This is a genomic window from Rahnella woolbedingensis, assembly GCF_003602095.1.
GTDB lineage: Bacteria > Pseudomonadota > Gammaproteobacteria > Enterobacterales > Enterobacteriaceae > Rahnella > Rahnella woolbedingensis.
This window is the reverse complement of record NZ_RAHH01000001.1, coordinates 47,369-61,752: the sequence shown is the minus strand read 5'-3', so window position 1 is coordinate 61,752 and position 14,384 is coordinate 47,369. Positions and strand designations below refer to the sequence as shown.

The 14,384-nt window shown below is 51.1% G+C and carries 15 protein-coding genes and 2 tRNA genes; 10 read left to right on the top strand and 7 right to left on the bottom strand.

Translation table 11 applies throughout. The features are described 5' to 3' along the window. Window positions 1-74: 74 nt before the first annotated feature. A complete protein-coding gene (locus D6C13_RS00275; RefSeq protein ID WP_120130856.1) occupies window positions 75-965 on the bottom strand; it encodes an SDR family oxidoreductase in 891 nt (296 codons plus the stop codon). Window positions 966-1,102: 137 nt separating this feature from the next. Between D6C13_RS00275 and D6C13_RS00270 the strand changes: the two genes are divergently transcribed. Next, entirely contained in the window at window positions 1,103-2,047 is a 945-nt protein-coding gene (locus tag D6C13_RS00270) for an AraC family transcriptional regulator (protein ID WP_120130855.1), read from the top strand. A gap of 66 nt (window positions 2,048-2,113) precedes the next feature. Here D6C13_RS00270 and D6C13_RS00265 read toward each other — a convergent pair. Together D6C13_RS00265 and D6C13_RS00260 are read right to left on the bottom strand one after the other, a co-directional pair. Beyond that, window positions 2,114-2,201 (bottom strand) — tRNA-Ser (locus D6C13_RS00265). Between the two features lie 195 nt (window positions 2,202-2,396). Continuing rightward, a tRNA-Ser gene (locus D6C13_RS00260) sits at window positions 2,397-2,484 on the bottom strand. A 269-nt stretch (window positions 2,485-2,753) separates the two neighbouring features. Between D6C13_RS00260 and yccA the strand changes: the two genes are divergently transcribed. Further along, complete coding sequence (gene yccA / locus D6C13_RS00255) at window positions 2,754-3,419, top strand: FtsH protease modulator YccA (RefSeq protein WP_120131028.1); 666 nt, start codon at window positions 2,754-2,756, stop codon at window positions 3,417-3,419. Window positions 3,420-3,526: 107 nt separating this feature from the next. Continuing rightward, window positions 3,527-3,856 carry a sulfurtransferase TusE gene (gene tusE, locus D6C13_RS00250; RefSeq protein ID WP_120130854.1) on the top strand — a complete coding sequence of 110 codons (330 nt, stop codon included), beginning with the start codon at window positions 3,527-3,529 and terminating at the stop codon, window positions 3,854-3,856. Between the two features lie 6 nt (window positions 3,857-3,862). Here tusE and yccX read toward each other — a convergent pair whose 3' ends face one another. Beyond that, complete coding sequence (gene yccX / locus D6C13_RS00245) at window positions 3,863-4,141, bottom strand: acylphosphatase (protein ID WP_120130853.1); 279 nt, start codon at window positions 4,139-4,141, stop codon at window positions 3,863-3,865. 98 nt (window positions 4,142-4,239) lie between these two features. Here yccX and rlmI point away from each other — a divergent pair, with 98 nt between their 5' ends. After that, the gene (rlmI, locus tag D6C13_RS00240) at window positions 4,240-5,433 is read left to right on the top strand and encodes a 23S rRNA (cytosine(1962)-C(5))-methyltransferase RlmI (protein WP_120130852.1); all 1,194 of its coding nucleotides are present in this window, start codon (window positions 4,240-4,242) and stop codon (window positions 5,431-5,433) included. A gap of 126 nt (window positions 5,434-5,559) precedes the next feature. After that, window positions 5,560-5,877, top strand: a complete 318-nt coding sequence (gene hspQ / locus D6C13_RS00235; RefSeq protein ID WP_120130851.1) for a heat shock protein HspQ — start codon at window positions 5,560-5,562, stop codon at window positions 5,875-5,877. A 98-nt stretch (window positions 5,878-5,975) separates the two neighbouring features. Here the strand turns inward: hspQ and D6C13_RS00230 are convergent, their stop codons facing one another. Then, window positions 5,976-6,389: a CoA-binding protein gene (locus D6C13_RS00230; protein WP_120130850.1), complete on the bottom strand. Its 414-nt coding sequence runs from the start codon at window positions 6,387-6,389 to the stop codon at window positions 5,976-5,978. Window positions 6,390-6,577: 188 nt separating this feature from the next. Between D6C13_RS00230 and D6C13_RS00225 the strand changes: the two genes are divergently transcribed. Together D6C13_RS00225 and mgsA are read left to right on the top strand one after the other, a co-directional pair. Next, window positions 6,578-7,228, top strand: a complete 651-nt coding sequence (locus D6C13_RS00225; RefSeq protein WP_120130849.1) for a DUF2057 family protein — start codon at window positions 6,578-6,580, stop codon at window positions 7,226-7,228. 116 nt (window positions 7,229-7,344) lie between these two features. After that, window positions 7,345-7,806 carry a methylglyoxal synthase gene (gene mgsA, locus D6C13_RS00220; RefSeq protein ID WP_120130848.1) on the top strand — a complete coding sequence of 154 codons (462 nt, stop codon included), beginning with the start codon at window positions 7,345-7,347 and terminating at the stop codon, window positions 7,804-7,806. Window positions 7,807-7,876: 70 nt separating this feature from the next. On the opposite strand, the gene helD is transcribed toward mgsA, so the two are convergent. Continuing rightward, window positions 7,877-9,931 carry a DNA helicase IV gene (gene helD / locus D6C13_RS00215; protein WP_120130847.1) on the bottom strand — a complete coding sequence of 685 codons (2,055 nt, stop codon included), beginning with the start codon at window positions 9,929-9,931 and terminating at the stop codon, window positions 7,877-7,879. 194 nt (window positions 9,932-10,125) lie between these two features. Between helD and D6C13_RS00210 the strand changes: the two genes are divergently transcribed. Both D6C13_RS00210 and yccS read left to right on the top strand, forming a co-directional pair. Next, window positions 10,126-10,587 carry a YccF domain-containing protein gene (locus D6C13_RS00210; protein WP_112287387.1) on the top strand — a complete coding sequence of 154 codons (462 nt, stop codon included), beginning with the start codon at window positions 10,126-10,128 and terminating at the stop codon, window positions 10,585-10,587. 37 nt (window positions 10,588-10,624) lie between these two features. Further along, window positions 10,625-12,766, top strand: a complete 2,142-nt coding sequence (gene yccS / locus D6C13_RS00205; RefSeq protein WP_120130846.1) for a YccS family putative transporter — start codon at window positions 10,625-10,627, stop codon at window positions 12,764-12,766. Window positions 12,767-12,793: 27 nt separating this feature from the next. Here the strand turns inward: yccS and D6C13_RS00200 are convergent, their stop codons facing one another. Continuing rightward, window positions 12,794-13,426 (bottom strand): TfoX/Sxy family DNA transformation protein, encoded by a 633-nt coding sequence (locus D6C13_RS00200; protein ID WP_120130845.1) that lies wholly within the window; start codon window positions 13,424-13,426, stop codon window positions 12,794-12,796. Between the two features lie 216 nt (window positions 13,427-13,642). On the opposite strand from D6C13_RS00200, the gene sulA reads away from it, so the two are divergent. Continuing rightward, on the top strand, window positions 13,643-14,149 hold the full coding sequence (gene sulA, locus D6C13_RS00195) for an SOS-induced cell division inhibitor SulA (RefSeq protein ID WP_120130844.1): 507 nt from the start codon (window positions 13,643-13,645) through the stop codon (window positions 14,147-14,149). Window positions 14,150-14,384 lie beyond the last annotated feature (235 nt).

Here is a 14,384-nt window from a genome sequence, read left to right as displayed (position 1 = left end):
CACCATTAAAACCACGGCGAAAAAAGCAAAACAGGCCATCTGAATGACCTGTTTTGGATGTCAGAAAACGGGAGTTATTTAAAATAACCGGCGGTATCCATATCGGTCAGTAAATCCTGATGCACCGGTTTCCAGCCCAAAATATCGCGGGTGATCTGGCTGGACGTCGGGTTATTCAGCGAAGCGAAATGCGTAAACCAGCCAAAATGCGCCGCCAGATCTGGCCCGTTTTTACTCACCACCGGCAGGTTTAGGTGCCTGCCAATCAGTGCGGCAATCTCCCGAAATGGCACGCCTTCTTCTGAGTTCGCGTGATAAGTCGCGTTCTGCGCGCCCTTCTGCAGCGCCAGCACAAATACCCGTGCGGCATCAAAACGGTTCACCGCGGGCCAGAGATTTTCGCCATTACCAGGATAAGCCGATTCCCCTTTTTCGCGTGCCATCGCAATAATCGCTGGCACAAATCCATGATCACCCTCGCCATGCACGGACGGCGGGAGGCGCACCAGAGAAACCCGCACGCCTTGCTCTGCGAGCCGGGCAACAGCCAGATCAGACGCCACGCGCGGATTCTGACCTTGCGGATCGGGTAAATCGTTTTCCGTCGCCAGACGGCCGGTATTCACCAGCGCGGTGCCGGAGGTCACCACCAGCGGTTTATGGGTTCCTTTCAGCGCCGCGCCCAAAGCACCAATCGCCAGCCGGTCTTTTTCACAGTTTTCCAGAAACTTCGAAAAATCATGGATAAAGGCGGTGTGGATCACGCCGTCGGCCTGCGCCGCGCCGGACGCCAGACTCTCCAGATCTTCAATACTGCCGCGAAGCACGTCGGCACCGACGTCAGTCAGCGCCTGCGCTGAGGCCTCTGAACGCGCTAAACCGAGCACCTGATGACCCGCGCGCAATAATTCCTGCACCACCGCAGAACCGACAAAACCTGTTGCACCTGTCACGAATACACGCATTGCGAATTCCTCTGTTGTTGGCTCAATCTTTTGTTAGCCGAAACGGCTAATCCTGACGTAACCGAATATAGGCGTTGTAGAAAAGACGATCTATGCGCTAATGTCCGCATTATCTTTGCAATCGTCCGGAGTCTCTGATGGATCCTCTTTCCGATGTGTTGTCACTGCTCAAACCGCGCAGTTATATGTCCAAGGGTTTTGAAGCAGGCGGCGAATGGTCAGTACAATTTCCCGACCATTATCAGTCGATTAAATGTAACGCGATCATTACCGGTGAATGCTGGCTGGCAGTTGATGGCGTGCCCGCAGCGGTGCATCTGCAGGCAGGCGACTGTTTTGTATTACCCAGCGGTCGCCCGTTCCGGCTGGCCAGTGATTTAAGTATTCCTGCTGTCGATGCCGTGCCGATTTTCGAGAAGGCACGCGATGGCGGGACGGTATCCTGCAACGGTGGCAAAGATTTCTTTCTTACCGGCAGCCGGTTTGCAGTCAGCGGCGCAAACGCCTCGACCCTGCTGGCGATGCTGCCGCCCGTGGTGCATATCTCGAAAGAATCTGACAGGCAGAGTTTACGCTGGGCAGTGGAATGCATGATGCAGGAACTGCGTGATGAACGGCCGGGCGGATTGCTGATCGCACAGCATATGGCACACATGATGTTGGTGCAGGCGCTGCGGATGCACGTCGATAACACGCAGAAAGGAGAAAACAGTGGCTGGTTTGCGGCGCTGGCCGATAAGCAACTGTCTAAAGCGCTGAATGCGATGCATGAAAATCCTGCACACCGCTGGACGGTACAGATGCTGGCGGAACGGGCAGGCATGTCGCGCTCGATTTTCTCTCTGAAATTTAAACAAGCCACCGGCAGCGCGCCTCTGGAATACCTGACACGCTGGCGGATGTTGCTGGCCGGAGACCGGCTGGCGAACAGTAAAGAACCAATATCGGCCGTGGCGCTTTCACTCGGGTACGGATCAGAAAGTGCGTTCAGTACGGCGTTCAAACGCACGCTTGGGTGTTCACCAAGGCAATACGGGCAGAAAGAAGAAGCGGGCGTAGAAGATAAAGCAATTGCGGAGTGAGACGACTTCCAGATTCCAGACACAAAAAAAGCCGCTAATTACTTAGCAGCTTTGATGTGTTGTTTATGGCGGAGGAGGAGAGATTCGAACTCTCGAATGGTTTCCCATCGCCGGTTTTCAAGACCGGTGCCTTCAGCCGCTCGGCCACCCCTCCGTAAACAACAAGTACTTTACGACATCAGTCGTTCAGTACGGGGCGTAGTATACAAGACCGAAGAAAAGATGCAAACATTATTTTCTGTCTAGTTTGTTGATTTTATGAGCATTTAAACTTGTCAGTAAATCTTGCCACTAAATCGCAGATACAAAAAAAGCCGCTAATTTCTTAGCAGCTTTCTTGTGTTGTTTATGGCGGAGGAGAAGAGATTCGAACTCTTGAATGGTTTCCCATCGCCGGTTTTCAAGACCGGTGCCTTCAGCCGCTCGGCCACCCCTCCGCAACGAAGCGAACTATAAACAGTGCCGATCCGCTTGTAAAGTCTGATTCTGTTTGTTTGCCTGAAAAACAGGCATTCGGCTTGCAAGCGGCGATTTAAGCATCATTTCGGTGATTTTGAAGCCAGGAAACCGCGCCCTGCCCGCCCTGAGCAGGTAAAGAAGGGTAAAACGTCTTTAATGACGCCCCGCAACTACTTACACTGCAACCTGTTTGTATTTTCACCGACTCCAACTTTTTGTTAAGAGTGAGAATTTTATTATGAACCGCATGGATCGTATCGTTGCATCTTCGTCATCATCACGCGCTGGCTCGCTGCTAAGCACGCACCGGGTGCTGCGTAATACTTATTTCCTGCTGGCGCTGACGTTGGGCGTTTCCGCGATTACTGCGACGGCAAGTACGGTTCTGAGATTGCCGTCTCCGGGCTTTCTGCTGACGATCGTCGGATTTTATGGCCTGATGTTTCTGACCTACCGTACGGCGAATAGCCTGGCAGGCATTTTGTCAGCCTTCGCGCTGACCGGCTTTATGGGTTATACGCTCGGACCGTTGCTGAGTTCGCTGCTTTCTGTCGGCGCAGGTGACATCATTATGCTGGCGCTCGGCGGTACAGCGCTGGTGTTCTTCTGTTGTTCGGCCTATGTGCTGACCACGCGCAAAGACATGTCGTTCTTGTCCGGCATGATGATGGCAGGTTTTGTGGTGCTGCTGGTGGCAGTGATCGCTAACCTGTTCCTGCAAATTCCGGCGCTGTCACTGGCCATCAGTTGCCTGTTTATTCTGTTCTCTGCGGGTGCGATTTTGTGGGAAACCAGCAACATCATTCATGGCGGCGAAACCAACTATATTCGCGCGACCGTAAGCCTGTATGTGTCGCTGTACAACATCTTTGTCAGCCTGCTGAGCATTCTGGGCATGTCATCACGTAACTGATAATACGTGCAATGAATTGCAGCCCCGCCCTCGTGCGGGGCTTTTTATTTTGTCTGACCGGCGTTTTTGTTAAACTGGCCGCCGCATTTTTACGGGTTTGAGGTGGTATGCTGGAGTTTGAAGGTCAGGTTATTGAAACCGACGCTCAGGGTTACCTGAAAAACAGTCAGGAGTGGCAGGAAGGTATGGCGCCTCTGCTGGCGAAAGAAGAAGGCATTGAGCTTACCGACGCTCACTGGGAAGTCGTGCGCTTCGTGCGCGAGTTTTATCTCGAATTCAATACGTCGCCTGCCGTGCGTATGCTGGTAAAAGCGATGGCGCAGAAATATGGCGAAGAGAAAGGCGACAGCCGCTATCTGTTCCGGCTGTTCCCGAAAGGTCCGGCCAAACAGGCAACCAAAATTGCCGGTCTGCCAAAGCCGGTGAAGTGTCTCTGAAAACCTTCAGTATTTGATTTTAAAATCGCTGTAATGGCCGGGTGCGGTCGGCTCACTGAGCACGCGATCCACCCGTGCATGCTTCGGACCGCCCTCTTTTAACCAGGCCAGCAGCTTATCTACCTTTTCCTGTTCCCCGCTCGCCACGACTTCGACGCTGCCATCCTCAAGATTTCTTGCGTAACCGGTCAAACCTAAACCGGTTGCCTGATGTTGGGTCGCAAAACGAAAACCCACGCCCTGCACCATGCCGTACACATAGGCGGCTATACTGACTGTTGACATAATTTTCTCTCCGTTAGCGGTATGGTTCGTTGCAATTTCACCTGCATGACCGGACAATGTCGCTCTTTTTTGTCTCCGAACCGACAGAACCTAATTTTATGACTGCACGTTTAATTCTGGCCAAAGGCCGTGAAAAATCACTTCTCCGCCGCCACCCGTGGGTATTTTCCGGCGCGGTACACCGTGTCGAAGGTAAAGCCAATTCCGGCGAGACTATAGATATTGTAGACAGTCAGGGAAAATGGCTGGCACGCGGTGCTTATTCACCGTCTTCTCAGATCCGTGCGCGCGTCTGGACGTTTAAGCAAGATGAAGACATAGATATCGAATTCTTTATCCGCCGTCTGCAACAGGCGCAAAGCTGGCGTGACTATATCGCCAGCCGCGACGGGCTGGATGGTTACCGCCTGATTGCCGGCGAATCCGACTGTCTGCCGGGTATCACCATCGACCGCTTCCAGAATTTCCTGGTGCTGCAATTGCTTTCTGCCGGTGCCGAATATCAGCGTGCGCCGCTGATAGCTGCGCTGCAACATTGCTATCCGGAATGCGCCATCTGGGACCGTTCCGACGTGGCTGTGCGTAAAAAAGAAGGTCTGGAACTGACTCAGGGGCATGTGGTCGGCGATGAGCCGCCAGCCCTGCTGCCTATTCAGGAACACGGCATGAGCCTGCTGGTGGATATCAAAGAAGGCCATAAAACCGGTTTCTATCTCGACCAGCGTGACAGCCGCCTTGCCGCGCGCAATTACGCCGCTGGCCGTAATGTACTGAACTGCTTCTCTTATACCGGCGCTTTCGCGGTGTCTGCGCTGTTGGGCGGTTGTACCAAAGTCACCAACGTGGATACCTCACAGGCCGCGCTCGATGTAGCCCGTCAGAACGTTGAGCTGAACAAGCTGGATCTGTCTAAAGCCGAATTCGTGCGTGAAGACGTGTTCCAGCTGCTGCGCAAATACCGCACTGAAGGCCAGCAGTTCGACATGATTGTGATGGATCCGCCGAAATTCGTTGAGAATAAAAATCAGCTGGCGAGCGCCTGTCGTGGCTACAAAGATATCAATATGCTGGCGCTGCAACTGCTGCGTCCGGGCGGTATCCTGCTGAGCTTCTCTTGCTCCGGTTTACTGCCGACTGACTTGTTCCAGAAAATTCTGGCCGATGCTGCGCTTGATGCCGGTCGCGAAATTCAGTTCGTTGAGCAGTTCCGTCAGGCCGCCGACCATCCGGTGACCGGCGCGTATCCGGAAGGCCTGTATCTGAAAGGTTTCGCCTGCCGGGTCATGAACTGAGAAAGTAAGCACGGCGTGCTGTACTGACGACACGCCGTCGAATTTTTAGCAGAAAGAGCGGTCATAACTTGAAATAGCACGTTTTATCTCCATATAGAGATCAATGAATTATTTTGGGAGGTGACAATGATTGCCAGTAAATTCGGTATCGGCCAGCAGGTTCGCCACAGACTGTTAGGTTACTTAGGTGTGGTGATTGATGTCGATGCAGAGTATTCGCTCGAAAAGCCCGGTGTCGATGATGTCGCCGCTGACGATACCCTGCGCACGGCTCCCTGGTATCACGTGGTGATGGAAGATGAAGAAGGCCAGCCGGTGCATACCTATCTGGCAGAGATTCAGATTGATCACGAAGCCGCGCGTTCTCATCCGGAACAAACGTCTCTGGATGACCTGGCCGAGTCCATCCGCAGCCAGCTTCAGGCGCCGCGTCTGCGTAACTGAGTCAAATCCTGCGGGACGCTCTTAAAAATTAAAAACCGGCTTCGATGGCCGGTTTTTTTATTGCCTGATTTTGACGTAGATAGCGGTACAAATTCCGGTTACTTTTCCATCCCCAGACGCGGGATTTCAATTTTCGGACAACGATCCATCACCACTTTTAATCCGGCCTCTTTTGCCAGCACGGCCGCCTGTTCGTTGATAATGTCTAACTGGAGCCACAGCACTTTGGCTTTGATGGCAATCGCTTCCTGCGCCACGCCATATACGGCATCGACGTTACGAAATACATCAACCATATCCACCGGATGCGGAATTTCAGCCAGTGAACCGTAAGCCTTTTGGCCGAGTAATTCCTTCCCTGCCAGCTTCGGACTGACCGGGATCACCTCATAGCCCTGAGAAAGTAAATACGCCATCACGCCGAAGCTCGGACGGCCCGGATTGTCACTGGCGCCCACCAAAGCGATGGTTTTCACTTCCTCAAGAATCTTGCGAATATCATTATCTTGCACGGGAATATCTCCTTTTACCTGTATTCGTTAAGTGTAACGCAGACTGGCTATTCCGACAGCCTGTGGATCAAAAAGGCGACATACCTCACTCTGCTCGTGTCAATTAAAACATTTTGTAAAACTTTGACACATTATCACCATTGCTGAATAATAGACGATGAGCAATTTGGTATCCGGGGAGAAGAAGAATGAAAGTCTGTCATGCGCTGGTCGCATTAGCGAGTCTCAGCCTGATGGCGTCAGCTTCGGCGACCTCACTCAAATTGTCCCCTGATGTTGACGTTCTGGTGATCGACGGCAAACAAATGTCCGGCGCAATTCTTAAAGGCGCGGACAGTCTCGAACTCGACGGCGGCCAGCATCAGATCCTGTTTCAGGTCAGCAAGAATCTTCATAACGGCGTGACGCCGATGTATCACTCCCCTGCCCTTATCGTGACGTTCAATGCCAAAAGCAATCGCTCTGTTTCGTTCATTTTGCCCAAACTGAGCAACGAAACCGAGGCGGCGCAATTTAACCAGCAGATGAACTATCAGCTGGTCGATGACCAGGGTCGGCAGATACCGACGCAGCGTGATGTTCTGAATATGTTTAATCCCGTGCACACCGCTGACGCTGAAAAAATGATGATGACGTACAATTTGTCCGGCGCACGTGCGGCAGTTCCTTCATTTGCGAAAGGAGCGACGGATAAAAAATCGGTACTTGCCCGGGGTACTCCATCGCAAATTTCAATCACTTATCTCCATCCGCTCTGGACTCGCCTGGCAGCAAACACCAGCTTTGAACAATTTCTGCTCTGGTTTAAGCTGCCCGGTGAACAGGAACAGACCTCGTAATTTAACCTGCATCACGCATTCTTTCTCTTCATGCCGAATTATTGTCCCCGCTCTATGCAGTAAAACAGAGTTTCAGTATTCTGTGATCCACTCTTACTTCGCGTTTAGGGAATTTGATGGAATACACGACCCGTACGATCGCAAAACAAAAACATATTGCTTTGGTCGCGCATGACCACTGTAAAAACACCCTGATGAAATGGGTCGACAAAAATATTGCCGAACTATCCAAACACATTCTCTACGCCACCGGCACCACCGGTAATCTGGTGCAGCGCAATACCGGCATCAATGTAAAAAGTATGCTGAGCGGCCCGATGGGTGGTGATCAGCAGGTTGGCGCGATGATTGCCGAAGGCAAAATCGATTTACTGATTTTCCTGTGGGATCCGCTGAATGCGGTTCCGCATGACCCTGATGTTAAAGCCCTGCTGCGTCTGGCAACCGTGTGGAATATTCCGGTTGCGACTAACGTGGCGACAGCGGATTTCCTGATCAACTCCCCGATGTTCCAGTCTGATGTCGAAATCGTTATTCCCGACTATCAACGCTATTTGTGGTCGCGCCTGAAAGATTGATTTAAAGACTCACACTGTTAAATGTGAATTAGCAGAAAAGTAAAACCCGGCCATTGCCGGGTTCATCATTTCAGGGTTTACGCTGCGCCGGAACGCCAATATCTTCCAGTTGCTCCACAAATACCGACGGACGCTCTTTATCCTGCATCAGCCAGACCTGATGCTTCGCCCGCGTCATGGCGACATACAATAAACGCCGCTCCTCGGCATCCATAAAGTCCTCCGGTTCCGGAAGCAAAACTTCTTCCAGAAGGGACTCCCGCGCTGCTGCAGGGAAACCATCATTCCCTTCATGCAACCCGACGATAATCACGTATTCCGCCTGCTGCCCTTTGCTGGCGTGAATGGTCATGAATTCGAGATTGAGTTTTGGCCAGCGCGTGGCGGCTTTTTCCAGAATTTGCGGTCGCAGGTGATGATAGCGCGCCAGCACCAAAATTTGCTCGTCGGCAGTGACATATCCGCTTAGCTTATCCAGCAGTTTTTCCAGCTGATCCTCAGGCAGGATAACGACGTTCTTCTTATTGCCTTTGGTCAGACTGTTCAGTGGTTTTTTCAGCTGATAAGGGTTTTGCTGGACAAACTTATTGGCAATCTCACCGATTCGGTCGTTGAACCGGTAAGTCGTATCCAGCTCGCATTGCGCACCTTCGCCAAAGTTGGTGGCAAAAGCGGTGGTCAGCGAAAGTTCCGCCCCGCTGAAACGGTAAATCGCCTGCCAGTCATCCCCTACAGCAAATAAGCTGGTGTGCTTATTAAGCTTACGTAACGCCGAGAGCAGTAGCGCGCGCTGAGGCGAAATATCCTGAAATTCATCGACCAGAATGTGTTTCCACGGACTGACGAAACGGCCTTTTTCCAGAATATTGACCGCCTGATGAATGAGCCCTGAGAAATCCACTGCGCCTTCATCTTTGAGCGCGGTTTTCCAGGCTTTCATTAGCGGTGCCATCAGACGAATGCGTTTCGTGAACAGGTCCCTGACTTCTTCCGGCGCACTTTCAATCATTTCTGCCTGACTGCCACCGTGCATACGCATCAGGCTGAGCCAGCGTTCGAGGCGGCTGCCCAGTCGTTCAGCCAGCGATTTGTTTTTCCAGTAATCACCGTCAGGCACTGTCCATTCCAGCTCGTCGGTCATCCACTGCCGCCAGCCGCTGGCCTGGACTTTTTTCTCCGCACACTGCTGCTGCCAGGTTTTAATCAGCAGACTGCGGCGCGCTTTAGCATCCGTTTCGAGTTTGCTTATCTTCGGCGCTTTTTTGCTGCCTTCCTGAATGATTTGTAATGCCAGTGCATGGAAGGTTTTGGCTTTGATTCCGTCGGTGTGCAGCCGTTCTTTGATGCGGGTATTCATTTCATCCGCAGCCTGACGCCCGAAGGCCAGCAAAAGAATTTGTTCAGGAAGCGCTTCCTGACGCCGCAATAACCAGCCTGCACGGGCCACCAGCACGGACGTTTTACCGCTGCCGGCACCGGCCAGAACCAGAACGGAATCCTCACCGTTGACCACCGCGCGACACTGACTCTCGTTAAGCGGCGACACCTCGACGGTATCGAAAAAGTCACGATTGTCCGCAATTACCCGGTCGGTCCAGGCCAGATTACGCTGCGTCACGCTGCGTTTGCCCTGCTCGAGCCAGCGCAGGCAGGTTTGGTAATCGTCACGGCAATTGTCAAAATCATTGAGGCGTTCTACAGGCACCGGCACCGCAGAAAAGGCTTCCTGAATATCTTTTTGTACATCCGCTAAATCAGCCCGTTTGAACCATTTATCCTGCTGTTCAATCTGAGTGATTTTTTCGATTTGTCCGTGCAATACCCCGGCGCTGACCCCGCTCATCTCCTGACTCCAGGTCTGCCAGATATTGAGGAGGTAGTGATAAAAACGCTGAGTTTCCTGCCATTCGGTGCCGTGCAGGCGCACAACTTTCTGTTCCGGCAACTCAAATTCCAGCTCGCCCCAGACGATGCCGCGCTTACAGCGGATCTGGATAAGCTGATTGAAAGGGATCAGGTAATGATGTTTATCGCCACTGACTTCCACGCCCGCATTAAGCAGACGCACCCGGTTATACGGATGCTGAGCCAGATGTTTCCCGAATGAGGTCGATTTCAATTCCATATCATCACACCGTGTTTTCTCTAAAATTCCTGACGGAAAGGTAATGTTTATTATTTTACATGCAAGCGTATTTAAGAGTTTACCTTTGATAAGCGCAGGCGATCCACGTTACAAAACAGAGTAGAATACGAGGTATGTTTCTTTTAGGGAAACATGAAATCTTTTAACTTCTAAACTCTTCGGGAAGAGCAGACATGCGCACAGTTCTTAATATTCTCAACTTTGTTTTAGGTGGTTTTTTTACCACTCTCGCCTGGCTGTTTGCCACGTTGGTGAGCATAGTACTGATCTTTACCCTGCCCCTGACCCGCTCTTGCTGGGAAATCACCCGCCTGTCCCTGATGCCGTTTGGCAACGAAGCCGTACACGTTGATGAATTGTATCCTGAAAAACGCAATGCGCTGATGTCCGGTGGTGGTACTCTGTTGAATATATTCTGGTTTATTTTCTTCGGCTGGTGGTTATGCTTGTCCCACATCATGGCGGGTATCGCTCAATGTATCAGTATTATCGGTATTCCGGTGGGCATCGCGAATTTTAAAATCGCGGTGATTGCCCTCTGGCCGGTAGGGCGTCGCGTGGTTTCTGTTGAGCTCGCCAGACAGGTTCGTGAAGCTAATGCCAGCCGTCTGATGAAAGACGGACGCATTCGCTGATTTTCATCATTTTTGATTTTTTACGTGGGGTTTTTTAGTGCTTTCGATTGCACCGGGTTTAAGGCGCTATGCCTATAACAGCAATGTTCTTTATCACATCAGAATTTTCATTGCTCTGGCAGGCGCGGCCGCCGTTCCATGGTGGCTGGGTCAGATTACACTGACCATTCCCCTGACGCTCGGTGTCGTCGCCGCCGCACTGGCTGATCTTGACGATCGTCTGGCCGGCAGGCTGCGCAATCTGCTGATCACGCTGGTGTGTTTTTTCATCGCTTCCGCGTCAATCGAATTACTTTTCCCCTATCCGTGGCTGTTTGCGCCGGGGCTAATGCTTTCCACGTGCGGGTTTATCCTGCTCGGCGCACTCGGCCAGCGTTATGCCACCATTGCTTTCGGCGCGTTGCTGATTGCCATCTACACCATGCTTGGTACCAGCATGTACCACATCTGGTATCAGCAACCGCTGATCCTGCTCGCCGGTGCCATCTGGTATAACCTGCTGACGCTGGCCGGGCATATTATCTTTCCCATCCGGCCATTGCAGGATCAGATTTCACGTTGCTTTACGCAACTTGCGGCCTATCTGGAGGCCAAAGCGACGCTGTTCGACCCCGATCAGGAGGACAATAATCAGCAACTGGTTGAACTGGCGATGGCCAACGGACAGCTGGTTTCCACGCTAAATCAGACTAAAAATACGCTGCAAACCCGCCTGAAAGGCGACCGGGGACAGAAAGGAACGCGCCGGACGTTGCATTATTATTTTGTGGTGCAGGATATTCATGAGCGCGCCAGTTCCTCGCACGTGAAGTACCTCAAGCTGAGTCAGCAATTCCATCACAGCGATATCTTGTTTCGTTTCCAGCGTTTAATGAGTATGCAGGCGCGTGCCTGTTCGCAGTTGTCACAATGCATTCTTTATCGTCAGAAATATCAACATAACAGCCAGTTTGAGCGCGCATTCGCTAGGCTCGAAGAGGCGCTGAAACGTCTGGAATCTCAGGGTGAGCATCGGGAAATGTTGCAGGCATTGCGTCATCTTTTACGCAATCTGCACGCCATTGATGCGCAACTGGCCAATATTGAATCCGAGCAATCGCTGCCTGAAAATAATGAGACGGGCAAAAATACCTTCGCCGAAGACCGCCTGACCGGGCTCGATGATATCTGGTTGCGTATATCGCGCCATTTCACGCCACAGTCGGTCTTGTTTCGCCACGCGGTGCGAATGTCTGTCGTGCTGTTTGTCGGCTACGTATTTCTTCAGGTCAGTGGTTTGAACCACGGCTACTGGATATTACTCACCAGTTTGTTTGTCTGTCAGCCTAACTACAGCGCCACACGACGCAGACTGGCGCTGAGGATTGTCGGCACGCTTGCCGGTATCGCACTGGGCATTCCAATACTGTATTTCGTACCTTCCATTGACGGGCAAATGATCCTGATCGTGATCAGCGGGTTATTGTTCTTCGCCTTTCGTACGGTGCAATACGCGCAGGCAACGATGTTCATCACCCTGCTGGTTCTGTTGTGCTTTAACTTACTGGGCGAAGGTTTTGAAATCGCCATTCCCCGTATTATCGATACGCTGATTGGCTGTGGTATTGCCTGGGCGGCGGTGACCTTTATCTGGCCGGACTGGAAATTCAGGCAAATCGACCGCGTCGTCAGCAAAACCTTCGATGCGAACTGTCGTTACCTTGACGCGATTTTGGTGCAATACCACCAGGGAAAAGACAACAGTCTCGATTATCGTCTGGCGCGCCGTGATGCACATAACTGCGATGCAGAGTTGGCGTCCGTTGTCTCAAATATGAGTTCTGAGAAGAATAACGATACAGCGACACTGGATGCCGCATTCCGGCTGTTGTGTCTGAACCATACGATGTTGAGTTACATCTCTGCCCTGGGCGCACATCGCGAGAAAATTAACGATGCAGAAATCCTGAGTTTGCTCAATGACGCGGTCTGTTGTGTGGACGGGGCACTGCACCATCTGCCCTCTGAAGCGGATCGTATTCAGCAGGCACTTGAAAATCTGACTGCCCGAATTCAGATGAGAACCACGGATTCGGACAGTAAAGAACAGCTGGTATTGCAGCAAATTGGATTACTGGTGGCTCATTTACCTGAACTCACCAGCCTTAATAGTAAAATTCTGCCCGTTCAGAGTTCCTGACTCTCCGCAGCCGTTAAGCGTTACGGCTTAGTGCATGGTCTTGGGATACTTATCTTGCTGATGGTTAAACCATTGAGTTAATAACTCTCTGGACGCCATCGGCAAGGCAGCTTCATGAAAACCCAGAATAGCCCCCTCCAGCGCCATCAGTAAGTTAATGCCCAAATTCTTTTTTTTTACTGCGCACAATTTCAGATAAGCCCTGCGCGCGCCCTGCATCCGAAGGTCACCTGAATTTTCAATCCCCACCTGCCACAGCATTCGCTCAAGTGCTAGCGTGAGATTGGGTAAGTCTTTTAAACGCAGGGCTTCACTATTTTTCTTGGATTCAATTTCCCGTTGCATACCTTTTAACGCAACTTTCGCCAGCCTCAGGAGTATCTGAGGATCACTCCATTGGTCATGACTGACTTTGAAATAACGTAAATGCACATCCATCCCACGCTTGCGGTAAATCAGTCGCTCCATTTTTTTACGGCAAAAGTGAGCTTCATTGTCATCGTTCGCCCGCAGATATAACTCCCCGTCAGAGACCAGACCGAACATGGCGCTATCGGCCGATAAACTGAACCCGCCAAACTGAGTACGCGAGCGTATATTGCCCAAAGGGGCAAAGAGTTCCAGACATTCAAGCACTCTTTTTTTTGATTGATTTATCATTGCGTTATCCTTTTCACATTCATTCCTTACGACCAGTTTGAGTTACCAGAACAGCTAAATGCAAAATACGCAATGTCATGGGTGGCAACAAACATAAAATGCAGTTGCAGGGTATTGCCTTCAAAATTTGCGAGATGTCTTGGAAAAATTGGGTTGATCTTTGCTCATCGCCAGAGTACTGTACATTCATACAGTAACTCACTGGGGTACAACTCTATGCGAACTCAACACCATACAAATCATCATTTTAGTCAGCTTGCTTTGCCGGTCTCCCGCGCACAGGTAAATACGTCTGCATCCTTGAATAATGGTCTGATCACTGAGTTCGTCTATAGTGCGAGCCAACCCGCTTTTGCCCAGTTACTGCTGCCCCTGCTGCAACATCTCGGCATGCAATCACGCTGGTTGTTGTGGCTGACACCTCAGCAAAAATTGAGCCGCCACTGGTTATCACAATCCGGATTACCGGTAGATAAAATGGTGCAGGTTAATCAGATAACTGCGATGTCGACCGTCGATGCAATGGAGAAAGCATTGCAAACGGGTAACTACAGTGTCGTGCTCGGATGGTTGCCAGATTTGAATGATGCTGAGAGGGAAAGATTGCAAATTGCTGCACGTCAGGGGGGAGCTTACGGCTTCATCATGAAGCCAACAAATGAGCAGAATTCAGCTTGTGGACATCACTCAACAGTAAAAATTCACTCTTCCGTATACCATTAGTTCAAAATAGGAATGTTCCTACGAAAATAATGCGGAACTTAGTGATTTGTGCTGAGAAAGCTCCAGAACCCAGTAAAAATGGGCTTCCCGAATGTAGATTGCCTTCATAAATTGTCAGCAATTAGTCAAAGCCGTTAAAAAATGTGTACGTTTTTCCCTTTTTTTCCACGGTGTTAACATATCAAGCTTGTAAGTTTCGCGCCACGTTGTAGACTTTACAACGCCAAGGTTGCTC

Excerpts from the sequence above, each read along its gene's own strand:
- D6C13_RS00275 (WP_120130856.1), bottom strand. The coding sequence starts at position 965 with ATGCGTGTATTCGTGACAGGTGCAACAGGTTTTGTCGGTTCTGCGGTG.
- D6C13_RS00270 (WP_120130855.1), top strand. The coding sequence starts at position 1,103 with ATGGATCCTCTTTCCGATGTGTTGTCACTGCTCAAACCGCGCAGTTAT.
- yccA (WP_120131028.1), top strand. The coding sequence starts at position 2,754 with ATGGATCGTATCGTTGCATCTTCGTCATCATCACGCGCTGGCTCGCTG.
- tusE (WP_120130854.1), top strand. The coding sequence starts at position 3,527 with ATGCTGGAGTTTGAAGGTCAGGTTATTGAAACCGACGCTCAGGGTTAC.
- yccX (WP_120130853.1), bottom strand. The coding sequence starts at position 4,141 with ATGTCAACAGTCAGTATAGCCGCCTATGTGTACGGCATGGTGCAGGGC.
- rlmI (WP_120130852.1), top strand. The coding sequence starts at position 4,240 with ATGACTGCACGTTTAATTCTGGCCAAAGGCCGTGAAAAATCACTTCTC.
- hspQ (WP_120130851.1), top strand. The coding sequence starts at position 5,560 with ATGATTGCCAGTAAATTCGGTATCGGCCAGCAGGTTCGCCACAGACTG.
- D6C13_RS00225 (WP_120130849.1), top strand. The coding sequence starts at position 6,578 with ATGAAAGTCTGTCATGCGCTGGTCGCATTAGCGAGTCTCAGCCTGATG.
- mgsA (WP_120130848.1), top strand. The coding sequence starts at position 7,345 with ATGGAATACACGACCCGTACGATCGCAAAACAAAAACATATTGCTTTG.
- helD (WP_120130847.1), bottom strand. The coding sequence starts at position 9,931 with ATGGAATTGAAATCGACCTCATTCGGGAAACATCTGGCTCAGCATCCG.
- D6C13_RS00210 (WP_112287387.1), top strand. The coding sequence starts at position 10,126 with ATGCGCACAGTTCTTAATATTCTCAACTTTGTTTTAGGTGGTTTTTTT.
- D6C13_RS00200 (WP_120130845.1), bottom strand. The coding sequence starts at position 13,426 with ATGATAAATCAATCAAAAAAAAGAGTGCTTGAATGTCTGGAACTCTTT.
- sulA (WP_120130844.1), top strand. The coding sequence starts at position 13,643 with ATGCGAACTCAACACCATACAAATCATCATTTTAGTCAGCTTGCTTTG.